This window comes from Histophilus somni, from assembly GCF_014202395.1.
Classification (GTDB): domain Bacteria; phylum Pseudomonadota; class Gammaproteobacteria; order Enterobacterales; family Pasteurellaceae; genus Histophilus; species Histophilus somni.
On record NZ_JACHGQ010000008.1, the window covers coordinates 62,006 to 80,502 of the forward strand.

Below are 18,497 nucleotides of genomic sequence, written 5' to 3' on the forward strand. Positions count from 1 at the left end.
AACTGCATAGCATTCTTTTAACTACGCTACTTATCTCCCTTCCTGTACTATCACAAGCTAAAACCCTAAGATTGGCTCATCATATGGCTAATGATAATGTTAACCATACACTAGTTATAGATTTTTCAGACAAACTCAAAGAAATATCTAATGGAAAACTTACTGTTGATGTTTACTCAAACGGGATTTTAGGCGATCAAGTGGAGCTATTTGAAGGAATGAAGCTCGGTACTGTTGATATGTCCATCTCAGATACTAGCATCATTGCATCTTATTATTCTCCAATTGGGATTTTAGATATGCCTTATTTTTTTAAGGATATGGAGCATATTAAAAAATTACTAAGTACAGCCAAAATGGCAGAAATTAAAAAACAAGTTGAAGCCAAATCAGGGGTTAAAATATTAAGTATTCAACCTGTTGCTTATAGAAATATTATTCTCAAAAAAGAACTTGCTGATAATAATAAATTTGATGGCTTAAAAATTCGAGTACCAAATTCTCCTGTACTTGTTAATACTATAACGTTGCTTGGAGCTACACCAAGTCCAATTCCATCAGGTGAGGCATACACTGCTATCCAAACAGGAGTTGTGGATGGTATGGAAGGTAATCCGGAATTTTTAAGCTCCATTAAAATCAGCGAAGTAGCTAAAAACTGGTATGAGACACAACATGCCATGACTTTTACTGCGTTAAATATTAGTGCTAAAAAATTTAATTCATTAACAGAATCTGAACAACAATGGATCAAAGAGGCTGTAACTTTTGCAATAGATCAGTTTTATATTAAGACTGTCAACACTGATGAAAAATGGAGAAGTTATCTAAAACAACAAGGTGTCGAGTTTCATAATGTAGATATACCAACTCTAAGAGAAAAAGCTAAACCAATGGTTGATAAATTTGTTCAAGCAAACGGATTAGAAGAATTATATAAAGAGGCACAAAAATGAAACTAGATGGTTATATTTCCTCATTCAGAAATACATTAACGATTATACTTTTTTCTGCACTTGTCATTGTTGTATCTATAGGTGTGTTTTCTAGATTTTTAACATCACATCCTTTCGCTTGGACTGAAGAACTGTCTAGATTTATTTTTATTTGGTTAGCTTGGATAGCTTCAAGTTTAACAATTGCTAAGGGCATTAATATTACCTTTGATATTGTGCTGGATAAATTAGAACAAACCGTTGGTAATATTGCTCATATTATTGTGAATGTTATTTCTATCATTTACATACTCGCAGTCATTATATTGGGATATATACTTTGTATTAATAATACAAATTCATACTCCCCTTTACTAGGTGTTCCAATGTGGACTCTAAATCTTGCGATACCTGTTGGTGGGGTATTGATGGTTTATGAGCAAATTAAAAATTTAATCAAGAAACGTTAATTATAATGAGGTGATATATGCTACTTCTTGCATTCTTATGCTTCTTTATTTTGGTTCTGCTCGGTGTGCCTATTGCATTTTCAATGGGATTAGGTGCCATAATTTCAATTCTGTCTAATGATTTACCGTTAGCATTGATTTCTCAGCGTTTATTCTCAGGTATAAATTCCTTTTCATTATTAGCAATTCCGTTTTTTATGTTAGCTGGAGAATTAATGGAGAATGGAGGAATATCCAGAAGACTTATTCATTTATCGAAATGTTTAGTCGGACATTTTAGAGGCGGTCTAGGTATGATAGATATATCCACCTCTGTAATTTTTGCCGGAGTATCAGGATCTGCAGCAGCAGATACAGCCGCCGTCGGTTCAATTATGATACCTACCATGAAAAAAAATGGCTATCCAGCAGGCTTAACTGCAGTCCTTCAATCTGTAGCAGGATCTCTTGGTCCAATTATTCCACCTAGCTTAACTGCGATTATTTTTGCCTCATTAACTGGATTATCAATTAAAGATTTATTTTTAGCAGGGATTTTACCTGGAATTGCTATAGCTATCGGATTGGTTCTAGTCACCTATTTCTATGCTAAAAAATATAATCTTGGTAGAGATCAAAAGGCATCTAGAGCCATTTTATGCAAAGCATTTAAAGAGGCGTCTTCTGCATTATTTATGCCGGTTATCATAGTAGGTGGAATTTTGGTTGGGTTCTTTACGCCAACTGAAGCTGGGGCTGTAGCAGTACTTTATGCTATTGCAGTCGGTATTTATTATAAAGAATTAACTTTTGAAAAATTCAAACATTCAATACTAAATGCAGCCGCAATGACCGCAATGTGTACCCTAATTATATCAGGAGCAACTATTTTATCATGGATTATCGCCTTCACTCGTTTGCCTGATTTAATTATAGGGTTCTTAACAAGTATTACGGATAATCCTTACATGATCCTTCTGCTCTTAGTAGCATTTTTATTATTTATCGGCATGTTTATTGAAACTATTGCCGCAACTATTATTGTTGCACCAATTTTAATGCCAGTAGCTTATCAATATGGAATAGATCCGATACAATTTGCCATAATTATGATCGTTGTCTTAGTTTACGCAGGAGTAACCCCTCCTGTCGGTGGAGTATTGTTCATTACTATGGGGATTGCTAATGTCAAACTACAGGAAACGCTAAAATACCTCGTTCCTTATCTAGGTGTCATATTCATCGTTGTGTTACTGATGATATTATTTCCTTCGATCTCTTTGATGATACCTAATATGTTCCGTTAAAAAACAAGTGAGTATAATGTGTTTTTCATTTTACTCACTTGATGGCGATAATGACACAATTTCCTCTTGTATGAACCCATATTTGCGACTAGACTACGCCCTTACAGTTTTTATTATGATTTTACGAAGTTATGTATTTATCTGATTTCTATTTTGACTTACCTGATGAATTAATTGCACGTTATCCCAAACGTGAGCGTTCTTCCAGTCGTATGTTGCAATTAAACGGACAAAACGGAGAATTATTTCACCGCACTTTTAGCGATGTTGCAGATCTGATTAACGAAGGCGATTTGCTGATTTTTAATAATACCCGAGTGATTCCGGCGAGAATGTTTGGGCGAAAAGCAAGCGGTGGAAAAATAGAAGTGTTGGTTGAGCGGGTACTAAATGAACATCATTTTTTAGCCCATATTCGATCTTCAAAATCACCGAAAGAAAATACAGTGCTTTTTTTAGGTGAAGATAAGCTGGGAGAAGGGAAGGGTGTTGAAATGCTGATGAAGGCACGCCATGAAAATTTATTTGAACTGGAATTAAGTGATAAAAGTACCGCTCTTTTAGATATTTTACAGAAAATAGGTCATATGCCTTTACCCCCTTATATTGATCGTCCAGATGAAGATGCCGATAAGGAACGCTATCAGACGGTCTACAATAAAGTTCCGGGGGCTGTGGCTGCACCAACTGCCGGCTTACATTTTGATGATGAGCTATTGACACAACTCAAAAACAAGGGGGTTAATTTTGCCTTTGTTACCTTACATGTCGGTGCCGGCACTTTCCAACCTGTTCGTGTAGAAAATATTGAAGATCATAAAATGCACGCAGAATATGTGGAAGTCCCGCAAGAAGTGGTTGATGCTGTTTTAGCCACAAAAGCAAAGGGTAAACGAGTTATTGCAGTAGGTACAACTTCTGTACGGTCAATTGAAAGTGCGGCACTTTTTGCCGAAGAAAATAATAGCACTCATTTACTTGAACCCTATTTTTCCGACACTTCCATTTTTATTTATCCGGGCAAAAAATTTCGTGTTATTGACTGTTTGATTACCAATTTCCATTTGCCGGAGAGTACTTTGATTATGCTGGTTTCTGCTTTTGCCGGTTATCAACATACGATGAATGCTTATAAAAGTGCGGTCGAAAATCGCTATCGCTTTTTTAGCTATGGCGATGCCATGTTTATTACGAAGGCCTAAAAGCCGATTACATCAGACTGTTTATCTGACGAGAAGGATTACAAATGACAATGAAATTTACCTTACATAAAACTAACGGTATGGCACGTCGAGGTACCATGACTTTTAATCGTCCGCAGGGCGAATTTACGGTGGAAACGCCAGCTTTTATGCCGGTTGGAACCTATGGCACGGTAAAAGGCATGACACCTGAAGAAGTGCGGGCAACAGGGGCAGAAATTTTACTGGGAAATACCTTTCATTTGTGGCTTCGCCCCGGTCAAGAAATTATGCGTCAACACGGTGATTTACACGATTTTATGCAATGGCATCGTCCAATTTTAACCGATAGTGGTGGTTTTCAAGTTTTTAGCTTAGGTAAATTGCGTAAAATTACTGAAGAAGGTGTTAAATTTCAAAATCCAATTAATGGCGAAAGAATTTTCTTATCACCGGAAAAATCTATGGAAATTCAATATGATTTAGGTTCGGACATCGTGATGATTTTCGATGAATGTACACCTTATCCGGCAACTTTCGATTATGCCAAAAAATCCATGGAAATATCTTTACGTTGGGCAAAGCGTAGTCGTGAACGTTTTGATGAATTAGGTAATAAAAATGCCTTGTTCGGTATTGTACAAGGCAGTACTTTTGAAGATTTACGTAAACTTTCTATTGAGGGGTTAATTAATATCGGTTTTGACGGCTATGCTGTTGGTGGATTAGCTGTTGGAGAACCTAAAGAAGACATGCACAGAATTTTAGCATATGTTTGCCCGCAACTTCCGGCGGATAAACCTCGTTATTTAATGGGTGTCGGTAAACCGGAAGATTTGGTTGAAGGTGTTCGCCGTGGTATTGATATGTTTGATTGCGTTATGCCAACTCGTAATGCTCGTAACGGTCATCTTTTTGTCAGTAACGGTATTGTAAAAATTCGTAATGCAAAATATCGTAATGACACAACCTCCCTCGATCCTGAATGTGATTGCTATACCTGTAAACACTATACCAAAGCTTATTTATATCATCTGGATAAGTGCGGTGAAATTTTGGGGGCGAGATTAAATACCATTCATAATCTTCACTATTATCAACGTTTAATGGCTCAAATTCGTCAAGCGATTGAAGAAGATCGTTTTGAGGATTTTGTTGTAGAATTTTATAAAAAAATCGGTAAATCTGTGCCTACACGATAAGAAAGTAATAATAATTGTCGGAGAAATAACCTACAAGGTCGGTTATTGATAAATAAAGTGCGGTGAAATAAAAAGATATTTTCACATTAAAAGAATTTTATGCTATTTTACGCAAGTTTTTAATGAATGTTTAACTCACTTATAAGGATAAAATAATGGAAGCTCAACAAAGTAGCCCACTTTCTATGTTATTTATTTTTGCCATTTTTGGATTGATTTTCTATTTTATGATCTATCGTCCACAAGCAAAACGTAACAAAGCACATAAGCAGTTAATGTCTGAATTAGCGAAAGGCACTGAGGTGTTAACTTCAGGTGGTATTATCGGTAAAATCAGCAAAATCAGTGCTGAAAACGATTATGTCGTTATCGCATTAAATGATACGACTGAAATCACTATCAAACGCGATTTTATCGTAGCCGTATTGCCAAAAGGTTCTTTAAAATCTATCTAAATTTTCATTCATTCCGCAAGGGAACAAGTCTATGTTAAATCGTTACCCTTTATGGAAGAATCTAATGGTGATCCTAGTGATCGCCATTGGTGTTTTATATTCTCTTCCAAATCTTTACGGTGAAGATCCAGCTGTACAAATCTCTGGAACACGAGGGCAAACCGCTGATATAAACGTGCTTACTAATGTACAAACATTATTAGAGCAAAATAATTTACCTATCAAATCAATTATTTTGGAAAACGGCTCAATTTTAGCTCGTTTCAACAATACAGATGATCAACTTTTAGCTAAAGATAAAATTATTGAACAACTTGGTAATAATTATTCCGTTGCACTTAACCTTGCACCCGCCACACCAAAATGGTTAACCAATATTGGCGGTAGACCGATGAAATGGGGGTTAGACCTACGGGGAGGTGTTCGTTTCTTAATGGAAGTGGATATGCACACTGCATTGGATAAACGCCAAGAACAATTACAAGACAGCTTACGTACCGAATTACGCAAAGAAAAATATCAATATATGTCCATTCGTAATGGAGAAAATTTTACAACTCTCATTACCTTAGCTAAACCGGAACAACTTTCCGATGTACAACGTTTCTTGCGTAAACAACATCAAAATCTGAATGTTAATGCCATTTCTGAAAACACACTAAGTTTAGAATTATCAGAGAACGCTCTAAGAGAAATTCGTGATCATGCTATTGAACAAAACTTAAGTATTTTACGTCGTCGTGTAGAAGAATTGGGTGTTGCTGAACCTGTTATTCAGCGTCAAGGGGCTGAGCGTATTGTAGTGGAATTACCCGGTGTACAGGATACAGCTCGGGCAAAAGAAATTCTAGGTGCAACAGCAACGTTGGAATTCCGTTTAGTAAATCAAAATGCAAATTTAGATGTCGCTCTTAAAGGTATGGTGCCTTCTGATTCGGAAGTGAAATATGATCGCAATGGTAGTCCTATTGTGTTATATCGACGAGCTGTATTAGGCGGTGAGCATATTACTAATGCAAGTTCAGGCATAGATCAAAATACCGGTTCTCCTCAGGTTTCGGTTACTTTAGATTCTGAAGGTGGTGAAATTATGTCACAAACTACCAAACTTAATCTAAAGAAACCAATGGCAACTTTATATGTAGAATATAAAGACAGTGGTAAAAAAGACGAACATGGTAAAACTATTTTAGCTAAACATGAAGAAGTTATTAATGTTGCGACAATCCAAGGTCGTTTCGGTTCACAATTCCAAATTACCGGCATCAATAGCCCTGCTGAAGCACAAAACCTATCGGTATTACTACGTTCAGGTGCTTTAACTGCACCAATTCAAATTATTGAAGAGAGAACGGTAGGCCCATCTTTGGGGGCTCAAAACGTTGAACAAGGGCTGAAAGCAGGATTATGGGGATTAGCCATTACGATTATATTTATTCTATTTTACTATAAGCTCTTCGGTTTATTTGCCGGCATAGCCCTTATTGCCAATATGATACTTCTTGTAGGTATAATGTCTTTATTACCCGGAGCGACTTTAACAATGCCGGGTATCGCAGGGATTGTTTTATCTGTCGGTATGTCTGTTGATGCTAATGTATTGATTTTTGAACGAATAAAAGAAGAAATTAATAATGGTCGCACAATTCAGCAAGCTATTAATGAAGGTTATAGCGGTGCATTTACGAGTATTTTTGATGCGAACTTAACCACTATTCTAACATCAGTCGTATTATATGCTGTAGGTACTGGACCGGTTAAAGGGTTTGCTATTACACTCTCTTTAGGTGTAGCGATTTCAATGTTTACTGCCATTACAGGAACTCGTTTTCTTGTAAACTTAATCTATGGTGGAAAACGTGTTGAAAATTATCAATTTAAGGCAGGTGAATAGTGAGTTTATTTACACGCAATAAAAAAGTGCATGAATATAACGGGGTCATTTTACCTTTTAAACTAACCCCTTTTATGAAATACCGCTACTGGGGATATGCTTTCTCTATCATTGTAACTGCGGTCTGTTTTTTCTTTATTTTTACTAAAGGATTCAACTGGGGACTGGATTTTACCGGTGGAACAGTGATCGATACCCATTTTTCTCAACCGGCAGACCTCAATAAAGTACGATCTACATTAAAAGAGAATGGAATAGAAAGTGCGTTGGTACAAACTACGGGAGGTGTTCGAGATGTCATGATCAGATTACCTGTCGTAGAAAGTAGTGCTGAAGTGGGTAATAAAATTAAAACTATCCTCAATAGTTTGGATGAAGGTCTTGAAATTCATAGTATTGAATTTGTAGGTCCGAATGTTGGTGAAGAATTAACACAAGGTGCAATTTACGCAACATTAGCAACATTACTGATGTTATTAGGTTATATTGCTTTCCGTTTCGAATGGCGTTTAGGTACAGGTGCAGTTATTGCCCTTGCTCATGATGTTATTGTCACTTTAGGTGTTTTTTCCTACTTCCAAATTGAAATGGATCTTACTTTCGTGGCTGCTATCCTGTCTGTTGTAGGATATTCGCTTAATGATAGTATCGTTGTTTTTGACCGAGTGCGAGAAAATTTCCGTAAAATTCGCCGTATTGATACTGTTGAAATTATTGATATTTCATTAACCCAAACTCTGGCAAGGACATTAATGACATCAATCACAACATTATTTGTCGTAATTGCACTTTTTGCTTTCGGTGGACCAACAATCCATAGCTTTTCACTTGCGTTGTTAATAGGGATTGCTTTTGGTACTTATTCAACGATTTATATTGCAATTACTCTAGCTCTTGATTTAGGGCTAAAACGTGAACATATGCTAATCCAAATTGTTGAAAAGGAAGAGTTTGAAGAAGGCTTCTAAACTCATGTTGTCGGGCATTTGCCCGACATTTAGAACCAACAAATCAAAACACTGGAAACTGTTTAAAAAAATAACAATGAAAAATGAGTGGTAGGATTTTTCACAACAAGAGTTGTTTAACACGAGTTTTTTTGGTTCAAAACGTTAGTCATGTTTTTCTTATGTTATTCTCATCAAAAACCTATCTGTATCATCTTAAGGTCGAATAAATCGAATAAGCAAGCATAGTAATCGGTCAAAAAGTGCCTACTGTCTTGCTATAAAAAAAGATTGTCTTTCTTAATATAACGTATTGCTATGTATAGACTCTACTACACGTTTTTTTTGGTAGATGGTATGTATTTTAGGCGTGAAAATTTTTAGAAGTATTTGGAGGTAATTCTAAAATCTTAGTTTTGTAGAGCAAACGGAAAAGACAGAATTATTGAAATTTTAAGTAGCGATTTTGGGGATTAACGAGGTAACTTTTTGGTGCTCTGAGCGAGACTTGAACTCGCACGTCCTATGGACACTACCCCCTCAAGATAGCGTGTCTACCAATTCCACCACCAGAGCGTAATTTGAATTTAGGTTTTTATTGAGGAATGTCGCTGTTTTTTGTGTCAGGTGTCGGTATGCTTTGTTGTTTTTCCTGAACTTGCTCCGCAACTTTTGATAAATCATCAAACTTACCACTTTTAACATTATTGCTATGTGAATTGATATTACCAATCAATAAACTGATAGCAAAAAATGCTGTTGCCAAAATGGCTGTCGTACGAGATAAGAAATTGCCTGCACCTGCTGAACCAAAAACTGTTCCTGAAGCACCACCGCCAAACGAAGCCCCTGCATTAGCACCTTTACCTTGTTGGATTAAGATGAAACCAATGAGGACAATGGCAATAACTAAGTAAGCGATCAGTAAAACTTGGTACATTATTTCTTCTCTCTAAATTCAAACATTTCTATAAACAAAATAACGTGCGAATACTATCTAATATTGGAAACCTTCGCAAGTGGTTTTGATAAAAATTCGGTTAATTGTTTTAATTTCAGGCAAAATTTAAACTGTGTTTACTCATTTTTTTTCAAATCTGCTTTTTTATTCTCTTTCGTTTGAAGTCCTAGTTTCCGCAGTGCGGAAAAATTAAAGTAACCTAATAATTCAGGTAAAAGTTCACTGAGCGTTTGCATAAATTGTTGATAGGATCCTTGCCTGCGGCTGATGCTGTCCAGTTGAGCTTCCCAATGTGCGGTCATATCCGGCTGAGTTGCGATTTCTGGTAAGGCTTGAATGAGTGTTCTGCCTGTTTCTGTACTGTGAATATTCCGCCCTTTTTTATAGATGAATCCTCGCTTAAATAATAATTCAATAATGCCTGCTCTTGTTGCTTCCGTACCTAGACCATCTGTTTCACGTAAGATTTTTTTCAATTCTTTATTTTGTACAAAACGTGCGATTCCCGTCATTGCCGAAAGTAAGGTTGCATCGGTAAAAGGTTTTGGCGGTTGTGTTTTTTTGCTAATTACATCACCTTTTTCACAAAATAATTCATCACCTTTTTTCACAATAGGAAGCAAAGGTTCTTGTTGTTCATCTTCATCCTCTTTTCCCCAAAGTTGTTTCCAGCCCGCAATTTGTAAATTTCTCGCTTGAGCAATAAAAGTTCCCCCAGCAATATTTAATGTAATTTTACTTTTTCGATATTCAGCCTCTTGACAAAATTGCATCAAGTATTGGCGGGCAATTAAATTATATATTTGTTGTTCATTTTGGTTTAAATGCACTGTTTGACGTTTTGCTGTTGGAATAATAGCATGATGTGCTTCTACTTTTTTATCGTTCCAACAACGATTTTTCAGCTCAGTATTAACTATATCGGGAATTTCTTTATATAAAATACTGTGTGCGGAAATTGCACGTAAAATGGTATGTCGTGCGGCAAAATGTTCTTCAGGTAGATATCGACAGTCGGAACGGGGATAAGTGATCAATTTGTGAGTTTCATATAATTTTTGACAAACATCTAAAACCTCTTGTGCAGACATGGCATAACGTTTCGCCGCATCTATTTGTAATGCAGAAAGTGAATAAGGCAAAGGTGCGGTCTCTTTTTCTCTTTTGTCAATATATTCTGTCACCGTCGCCGGTTGTGCGGTAATGCGTTTTACTACATTTTTAGCTAAAGCGTTGGATAACACCCGTCCTTCTTCATCTTGATAATCTTCACAGGCTTTACTCGGTTGCCAAAGTGCGGTAAATGTTGAGGGCGTTTTTTCTTTTGTTGCAATAAAGGCTTGAACCTCAAAAAAATCTTTCGGTTGAAAATGCTCAATTTCTAAATCACGACGTACAATTAATCCTAAGACAGGTGTCTGCACTCGGCCAACGGATAGAACACCGTTATAGCCTGATTGACGACCACGAATAGTGTAGGCTCGGGTCATATTAATGCCATATAACCAATCTGCTCTTGAACGTGCTAATGCTGATGTAGCAAGGGGGATAAAATTTTTGTTAGGCTGTAATTTTTTTATTGCCTTTTCTACCGCACTTGGATTGAGATCGTTAATTAGACAACGTTGAATTTCGGCTAATTTTGTAGCAGGCAACTTGGCATAACTGAAAACTTCATCAACTAATAATTGCCCTTCTCGATCCGGATCCCCAGCATTAATTATAATGTCTGCTTGATGAATTAATTTAAGTACAATGTCCAGCTGACTTTTTACTTCTTGTCTGGGAAGTAATAGCCATTTTTGCGGAATAATAGGTAAATGTTCTAAACGCCATTGTTTGAACATTGGATTGTAAACATCAGGAGCAGCTTGTTCCAATAAATGTCCTACACACCAAGTTACATAATCTTGTTCGCCACATTTGACAAAGCCTTGTCCACGTTGATGCGGTTTAGGCAATACGTCAGCAATAGCTCGAGCAAGGCTGGGTTTTTCCGCTATAAATAATCGCATTAGACTACTGATTCTAGGGATTGATGAAAGCCAAATATTCTAACATAAAGTCAGGCTATTCCAAATTCGCTAAATTTTCGCTAAAATGCCTTGCGTTTTTTGATTAACTTAGATGGAAGAAAATTATGTTCGGAAAAGGTGGCTTAGGTAACTTGATGAAGCAAGCTCAGCAAATGCAAGAGCGGATGCAAAAAATGCAAGAAGAAATTGCACAATTAGAAGTAACAGGCGAAGCCGGAGCGGGTTTAATTAAGGTTACAATCAATGGTGCTCATAACTGTCGTCGTATTGATATTGATCCTTCTTTAATGGAAGACGATAAAGAAATGTTAGAAGATCTTATTGCAGCGGCATTTAACGATGCAGTACGCCGTGCAGAAGAAATGCAAAAAGAAAAAATGGCATCCGTTACTGCCGGTATGTCTTTACCTCCGGGATTTAAAATGCCGTTTTAAATTAATTCATATATGACCGGGACGCAATGTTTGCGTCCGTTTTTTTTAATAAGATAATTCATTATGCAAAGCAGTCCTCTTTTAGAAAATCTGATTGAACATTTACGCTGTTTACCCGGCGTTGGTCCTAAATCCGCACAGCGTATGGCATATCATTTATTGCAACGTGATCGTAGCGGTGGTATGAATTTAGCTGGTGCTTTAACCGAAGCGATGTCGAAAATTGGTCATTGTACTCATTGCCGCACTTTTACGGAAGAAGAGAGTTGTGCAATTTGTAATAATCCAAGACGACAAAATTCGGGTTTTCTTTGTGTTGTGGAACAGCCTTCCGATATTCCGGCTATTGAGCAAACAGGGCAATTTTCCGGGCGATATTTTGTGTTAATGGGACATTTATCTCCTTTAGATGGGATTGGTCCGAAAGAAATCGGTTTGGATTTATTGCAAAAGCGGTTACAACATGAAAGTTTTTATGAAGTTATCTTAGCAACCAATCCAACCGTTGAAGGTGAGGCAACAGCGAATTATATTGCGGAAATGTGTTTTCAACATAATATAAAGGTCAGCCGTATTGCTCATGGTATCCCTGTAGGAGGGGAATTGGAAACAGTTGACGGCACAACTTTAAGTCATTCACTTATTGGGCGTCGTGAAATTCAACTATAACATGGTTGACGTCTTCCCCCGACTTTAGGTGGGGGATGTCAATCCTTATTTTATTGTTACACGTGCGAATTTTCGTTTTCCGACTTGATAAACTGCGGTGGAAGGTGAAACAATAAGTTTTGCATTGTCGACTTTTTCACCATTAATTTTGACCCCACCTTGCTGCACCATACGAATAGCCTCAGAAGTTGAGCCAACAAGTCCAGCATCTTTTAATAAATTCGCTAAACCGATTTCGCCGGTAAAGGTAAATTCCGGCATGTCATCAGGTATTGCCCCTTTTTGAAAACGATCAATAAATTCTTGTTCTGCAGTATCTGCATCATCAGCACTGTGAAAGCGTGTAATAATTTCTTTTGCAAGTAAGATTTTGACATCACGTGGATTACGACCGTTTTCAACATCCTTTTTTAATTGTGTAATTTCTGTGAGCGGGCGGAATGACAACAGGTTATACCAATCCCACATAAGCTCATCGGAAATTGACATGATTTTACCAAACATATTACTTGGTGTTTCGGTTACGCCAATATAGTTACCGAGAGATTTAGACATTTTTTTCTCACCGTCCAATCCGACTAATAAAGGCATAGTAATTGCAACTTGAGGTTTTTGTCCGCAAGATTTTTGTAGCTCACGCCCCATTAATAAATTGAAGGTTTGATCTGTACCGCCTAACTCGACATCGGCTTCTAAATGTACGGAATCATGACCTTGTAAAAGGGGATAAATAAATTCATGAATGGCAATCGGTTGATTATTGTTAAATCGTTTTTTAAAATCATCACGTTCCAACATTCTTGCAACAGTATAATTCGATGCCAAACGGATCATTCCTATTGTACCCAACTTACCTAACCAATCTGAATTGAATACAACTTGTGTTTTTTGTGGATCCAATATTTTGAAAATTTGTGTTTTATAAGTTTCCGCATTGCGTAACACATCTTCTCTTGATAAAGGGGGACGAGTAGTATTTTTTCCTGAAGGATCGCCTACTGTTGCGGTAAAATCGCCGATTAGAAAGATTACTTCATGACCAAAGTTCTGGAATTGGCGAAGTTTATTAAGTACAACCGTATGCCCTAGATGAATATCGGGTGCCGTTGGATCTGCACCTAATTTAATGCGTAGCGGACGGTTTTCTTTGAGTTTTTCAATGAAATCCTGTTCTGAAAAAACATGATCAACACCACGTTTCAATTCGGCAATTACAGTATTTATATTAGTCATTATGAATCCTTAATTTGAATAATATTAATAAGTTTTTTATTTTCCTTATTATAGGGATTATTGATTAAAAGAAAAGTCCATAGAATATAAGGTTGTCGTAATAATTCATTTTTTTCTCGGCGACCAAAGTGCGAATAAAAAAAGCGGTCAAAAAGTATTTCCTTTTGACCACTTATCTTCTATTTTAAAGACTAGAATTTATAATTTACACCCAAGCGGAATTCATGACCACGTGCTGGAAGCGTGTTATCATTTCCACGTTGTGCATGCGATTTGTAATGCTTGTTCATAATATTATCAATTGCAAAGTTGACATTCATGCTGTCATCGTTAAACGGTTTCCAGTTGATTGTCAGGTCAGTTACATTATAACCAGGTTTGCCTTTACCCGGCGTAACGTTACCCCCTACCAGTAAGAAGTCGTCTTTAGCTTTGACTTTTTCAACAAGGCGGTGATGTAAACCGATTTCAATATTAGGTTCCTCGAAACGGTAACTTACAGATGCCGTCCATGTGCGACCCATCGCAGAAGCGTATTCAGGATTGCCGCTTAGTAGTGGTTTGTTATTTTCGATGCCGCCACCTTTTTTGGCTTTTTTGCCAAGATTGGTGTAGAAGCGAGGTTTGCTGTCGGCGACACCAAGACGAGCGGTAAAGCCACCTTGATGGTAACCGAAATTCAATTCATAACCGCGGTTTTTAATTTTGCCAGCATTTAAGATGCTCTGCCAACCACCATGATTCGAGTGGTTGTCGCGACCGGCGGTTGTGCCTAGGGCATCTTTGATACGTTGCCAGAAATAGCTACCGTCTACACTGAACGTACCGTTGTCATAGTTAAACCCGATTTCAGTGGTGCGTGCCTGCTCGGCTTTGGTGCCTTCAAGAATACTGGTTAAACCACGATTTTGACCATGACTTAAAATGGCATCTTGCATACGTGGGCTACGGGTAGCGTAGTTATGGCTCGCACTAAAGCTTAGCTCAGGGGTGGCTTCGAAAATCACGCCGATACTCGGGTTAAAACTTGAATCACTGACTTTTTTGCCGTCCATCGCTTTAAAGGTAAACTGATCATAGCGTAACCCGGTTGTTAGCGTAAGCTGGTCAGTGGCTGCTGTTATGGCTTCCACATAAAAACCAGTATCTGATTTACGTTGATTAGAGATACCTCCGGCTTTAAAGTGCGGTTTGGACTCTTGATGGCGGTAGTTGATACCGTATTTCACGAGTACATTGTGATGAACCGGTAAATCAAAATTGACGTTTGCTCCTTGGGTCACCACTTTGATTTGAGTGGCACCTTCTCTATTGCCGGCATAACCATTGCCTTTGTCATTGGCAGACCAACGACCATGTACTAAACGATAAACATTGACAGTGGCTTCTTTGGCAAAGCCTAAGTTTTTCCCTGTCCATTCTAAATTGGTGTTATCGACCGTCATTTTGCGTGCAGCGGGGGCTTGTTTGGTTGGATTAAAATTGACAAACTCTTCACGCACCAAACGATCGCCTTCATGTTGTTCGTGCAAATGGCTCAAGACAAAACGGTGATCGCCGACGGTAGCACCGACTTTGGCGAGGTAGCTGAGTTTATTTAAATCGCTGTACAAGACACGGTCAGATTTGTTTACTGAATCATAATAACCTTTACCGGCTTTGTAATTGCCGTCTTTGACAAAGTTTGTTGCGATTAACGCATCAAACATCCCGCTTTTTCCATATACGGTGGCATTATAATTTTGAGAGTAATTGGTGCTGAAGCCTGTGCCAACTCTTGCACCGAAGTTTTTATCACTGCCTTCCAGTAAATCTAAGGCATCTAGGGTTTTGGCAACAATCGCCCCGTTGGTTTGACCGATACCAGCTGAAGCACTACCTGCCCCTTTTTGGACAGACACAATTTTGACCATGGCAGGGTCTAGCATATGACGACCTTGATGGTAGTGAATTTGTGCATCAGAATACGCATTGTCCACTTTAACATCAATGGAGTTTTGTCCCATACCACGAATATAAAGGTATTGAGAAGTGCCGTTACCCCCCCCCTATGGCGATAGATGGCTCGTTTTTCAGTAAACCGCGTAAATCGGTTTCCGTACTTTCGTCTTTGATTTGGGTGGTCACGACATTGGTTTTGACTTTTAAACCTTGATGATTTGTAACATTGATGGTGTCCAATACCACAGCATCTGTTTGAGCAAATGTATTTGCGGTAAACACACCAAATACTAGAGCGGGAATAGGCAGCAATTTAAACTTTTTCATTTGATTTCCTTAATATAAAAACTTTAGAAACATATTCTAATTCTTATATTGAAAATTATTTTCAATGATAAAAACGGCGTGATACTAACATAATTTAATTTTATTGCAAATATTTCTCATTCAAATTTTCACATAAATCAAGCGTTAACTCGTTGAGCAAGGAAATCTAATACCTGCTCCTTAGCAATTATTTGTTTTTCACCCGTACGACGATTTTTATATTCAATTTCGCCTTTTTCTAAATTTTTTTCACCAATAACAATCATATGAGGAACACCTATCAATTCCATATCCGCAAACATCACTCCGGGACGCTCTTTTCGATCATCAAAGATAACATCTACATTTTTATTGAGTAAGCTCTGATACAATTCTTCAGCAAAAATTTGTACATTTTTTGACTTATACATATTCATTGGGATAATTGCTACAGTGAACGGTGCAATTTCATCAGAAGACCAAATAATTCCTTTTTCATCATGGCACTGCTCAATAGTAGCAGCAACAACACGACTTACTCCGATGCCGTAGCAACCCATAATCATCGTTTGTGGGCGACCATCCTCACCTTGTACAGTTGCTTTCATTGCCTCCGAATATTTTGTACCTAATTGGAAAATATGCCCAACTTCAATACCTCGCTTAATCTGTAAAGTACCTTTGCCATCAGGACTTGGATCGCCTTCTACAACATTACGTAAGTCTGCTACTTTAGGTAGGGCAACATCACGATCCCAGTTAACATTAAAGTAATGTTTGCCATCAATGTTCGCACCAGTGCTGAAATCGCTCATGAGTGCCACGGAGCGATCAATAATAGTCGGAATTGGTAGATTCACAGGCCCTAACGATCCTATACTGGCACCAATTTTTGTTTTTATTTCGTCTTCATTTGCAAATTCTAGAGGCTCGGCGACTTCCGGTAATTTTTGTGCTTTGACTTCGTTTAACTCATGATCTCCACGTACAATCAATGCGATAAGAGGTTGGTTTTCATTTGCACCTTTTACGATCAGTGTTTTAACTGTTTTTTCCACAGATAAATTAAATTGTTCAACTAAGTCATTAATAGTTTTTGCATTTGGTGTATCTACTAACTCTATAGTTGCACTCGGTGCCTGGCGTTGACCTATTGCTACGGCTTCCGCCAATTCAATATTGGCTGCGTAGTCGGAATTGCTTGAAAAAACAATATCATCCTCGCCACTTTTTGCCAGTACTTGAAACTCATGAGATGCACTGCCTCCAATAGATCCTGTATCAGCTTGTACGGCACGAAAATCTAATCCTAAACGAGTAAAAATATTATTGTAAGTTCGATACATGACATCATAGGTATTTTGTAAACATTCTTTGCTGGTATGGAAAGAATAGGCATCCTTCATCAAAAATTCACGGCCACGCATTACGCCGAAACGAGGTCGCACTTCATCACGGAATTTTGTTTGAATTTGATATAAGTTCAATGGTAATTGTTTATAAGAACTGACTTCACGATGCACCAAATCGGTAATAACTTCTTCGTGAGTAGGCCCCAAGACGAAATCACGGTTGCCACGATCTACAAAACGTAGCAGTTCCGGACCATATTGCTCCCAGCGTTGGGACTCTTGCCATAGCTCTGCCGGTTGAACAACAGGCATTTCAACTTCAATTGCACCGCTCTTATTCATTTCCTCACGAACAATATTTTCCACTTTTTTCAAAACACGTAAGCCGGTGGGTAACCAGTTATATAAGCCGGATGCCAAAGGTCGTATCATACCTGCCCGTAACATCAATTGATGACTTACTACTTGAGCATCATTTGGGGTTTCTTTTAATGTTGATAATAAATATTTACTCGTACGCATTTTTGTTCCTATATTTCATGATCTTGAATGAAAAAAATTGGTAATAGTGTACCATTGAGTACTATTGGAAAAAAAGTAAAAGGGATAAGAAAGTCATATTTTTTAGTCAAGGGAATAGTTATCCTTTCCGGTAGCGACGTAATTTGCGAAGTCATCATGACTAAATCCATGAGAAAGCATATAACGCCAAATTTTTTGTTTAGCCCTAGAATCTAATTTATCACGATAGTAAGGAAATTTTTTATTTAAAACCTGTAATACTATTTCGTTCCAATCAATTTCACTTTCTTGCTCAATTTCGTTAATTAGTTCTGCTGGAATGCCTTTTAGCTGATACAATTCCTGTCTAATTCGCTGTAAACCATAACCACGTTTTGCACGGTAATAAAGGTAATTTTCAGCAAAACGTTTATCATTTTGCCAGTTTTTTTGTTGACAGTGGGTAAGTGTTTGAGTAATTTCTTGCTCAGTAAAACGTTTCTCCTGCATTTTGCAACGAAGTTCAAATTCACTATATTCACGCCGAGCAAGTAAACTCATCACGTAGCCTAATGCGAGAGAAGACATATATTTTTCCTTTGCGGTTAATGTAGATCAAAGAGAGTATGGACGAAGAAAAATGCGGTCGTTTTTTACCGCACTTTCTATGATGAGAGCTAAACTCTCCGTGTTA

General features: G+C 37.6%; 15 protein-coding genes, 1 tRNA gene and 1 pseudogene. 10 read left to right on the forward strand and 7 right to left on the reverse strand.

What is annotated here, in order from left to right:
- The 8 genes from HNR69_RS06665 to secF form a co-directional block, all read left to right on the forward strand.
- Positions 1-956, forward strand: a 956-nt coding sequence (locus HNR69_RS06665) for a TRAP transporter substrate-binding protein (protein WP_260157013.1), incomplete at its 5' end; no start/stop codon positions are given.
- Positions 953-1,405, forward strand: a complete 453-nt coding sequence (locus HNR69_RS06670) for a TRAP transporter small permease (RefSeq protein ID WP_075293438.1) — start codon at positions 953-955, stop codon at positions 1,403-1,405. The genes HNR69_RS06665 and HNR69_RS06670, both read left to right, overlap by 4 nt.
- Positions 1,406-1,422: 17 nt before the next feature.
- Complete coding sequence (locus tag HNR69_RS06675; RefSeq protein ID WP_011609471.1) at positions 1,423-2,691, forward strand: TRAP transporter large permease; 1,269 nt, start codon at positions 1,423-1,425, stop codon at positions 2,689-2,691.
- Positions 2,692-2,822: 131 nt separating this feature from the next.
- Entirely contained in the window at positions 2,823-3,893 is a 1,071-nt protein-coding gene (gene queA / locus HNR69_RS06680) for a tRNA preQ1(34) S-adenosylmethionine ribosyltransferase-isomerase QueA (RefSeq protein WP_011609470.1), read from the forward strand.
- A gap of 50 nt (positions 3,894-3,943) precedes the next feature.
- Positions 3,944-5,074 carry a tRNA guanosine(34) transglycosylase Tgt gene (gene tgt / locus HNR69_RS06685; RefSeq protein ID WP_075293465.1) on the forward strand — a complete coding sequence of 377 codons (1,131 nt, stop codon included), beginning with the start codon at positions 3,944-3,946 and terminating at the stop codon, positions 5,072-5,074.
- 155 nt (positions 5,075-5,229) lie between these two features.
- The gene (gene yajC, locus HNR69_RS06690) at positions 5,230-5,529 is read left to right on the forward strand and encodes a preprotein translocase subunit YajC (RefSeq protein WP_012341169.1); all 300 of its coding nucleotides are present in this window, start codon (positions 5,230-5,232) and stop codon (positions 5,527-5,529) included.
- Between the two features lie 31 nt (positions 5,530-5,560).
- Positions 5,561-7,423 carry a protein translocase subunit SecD gene (secD, locus tag HNR69_RS06695; protein WP_075293439.1) on the forward strand — a complete coding sequence of 621 codons (1,863 nt, stop codon included), beginning with the start codon at positions 5,561-5,563 and terminating at the stop codon, positions 7,421-7,423.
- On the forward strand, positions 7,423-8,391 hold the full coding sequence (gene secF, locus HNR69_RS06700; protein ID WP_075293440.1) for a protein translocase subunit SecF: 969 nt from the start codon (positions 7,423-7,425) through the stop codon (positions 8,389-8,391). Before secD ends, secF begins: the two co-directional genes overlap by 1 nt.
- A gap of 469 nt (positions 8,392-8,860) precedes the next feature.
- Here secF and HNR69_RS06705 read toward each other — a convergent pair.
- From HNR69_RS06705 to HNR69_RS06715, 3 genes are all read right to left on the reverse strand, one after another.
- Positions 8,861-8,946, reverse strand: a tRNA-Leu gene (locus tag HNR69_RS06705).
- Positions 8,947-8,965: 19 nt separating this feature from the next.
- Positions 8,966-9,310: a preprotein translocase subunit SecG gene (gene secG, locus HNR69_RS06710; RefSeq protein WP_011609465.1), complete on the reverse strand. Its 345-nt coding sequence runs from the start codon at positions 9,308-9,310 to the stop codon at positions 8,966-8,968.
- A gap of 137 nt (positions 9,311-9,447) precedes the next feature.
- Positions 9,448-11,346, reverse strand: coding sequence for a DNA topoisomerase III (locus HNR69_RS06715; protein WP_075293441.1), 1,899 nt, complete (start codon positions 11,344-11,346; stop codon positions 9,448-9,450).
- Positions 11,347-11,471: 125 nt separating this feature from the next.
- On the opposite strand from HNR69_RS06715, the gene HNR69_RS06720 reads away from it, so the two are divergent.
- Both HNR69_RS06720 and recR read left to right on the forward strand, forming a co-directional pair.
- On the forward strand, positions 11,472-11,801 hold the full coding sequence (locus HNR69_RS06720; RefSeq protein ID WP_011609463.1) for a YbaB/EbfC family nucleoid-associated protein: 330 nt from the start codon (positions 11,472-11,474) through the stop codon (positions 11,799-11,801).
- 63 nt (positions 11,802-11,864) lie between these two features.
- Positions 11,865-12,470, forward strand: coding sequence for a recombination mediator RecR (recR, locus tag HNR69_RS06725; protein WP_012341172.1), 606 nt, complete (start codon positions 11,865-11,867; stop codon positions 12,468-12,470).
- Between the two features lie 45 nt (positions 12,471-12,515).
- On the opposite strand, the gene tyrS is transcribed toward recR, so the two are convergent.
- From tyrS to recX, 4 genes and pseudogenes are all read right to left on the reverse strand, one after another.
- Positions 12,516-13,703, reverse strand: a complete 1,188-nt coding sequence (gene tyrS, locus HNR69_RS06730; protein ID WP_011609461.1) for a tyrosine--tRNA ligase — start codon at positions 13,701-13,703, stop codon at positions 12,516-12,518.
- A gap of 191 nt (positions 13,704-13,894) precedes the next feature.
- Positions 13,895-15,971, reverse strand: a pseudogene (locus tag HNR69_RS06735) (TonB-dependent receptor domain-containing protein).
- A 137-nt stretch (positions 15,972-16,108) separates the two neighbouring features.
- Positions 16,109-17,824 carry a proline--tRNA ligase gene (gene proS / locus HNR69_RS06740; RefSeq protein ID WP_075293442.1) on the reverse strand — a complete coding sequence of 572 codons (1,716 nt, stop codon included), beginning with the start codon at positions 17,822-17,824 and terminating at the stop codon, positions 16,109-16,111.
- A 102-nt stretch (positions 17,825-17,926) separates the two neighbouring features.
- Positions 17,927-18,391: a recombination regulator RecX gene (recX, locus tag HNR69_RS06745; RefSeq protein WP_075293443.1), complete on the reverse strand. Its 465-nt coding sequence runs from the start codon at positions 18,389-18,391 to the stop codon at positions 17,927-17,929.
- Positions 18,392-18,497: the final 106 nt, after the last annotated feature.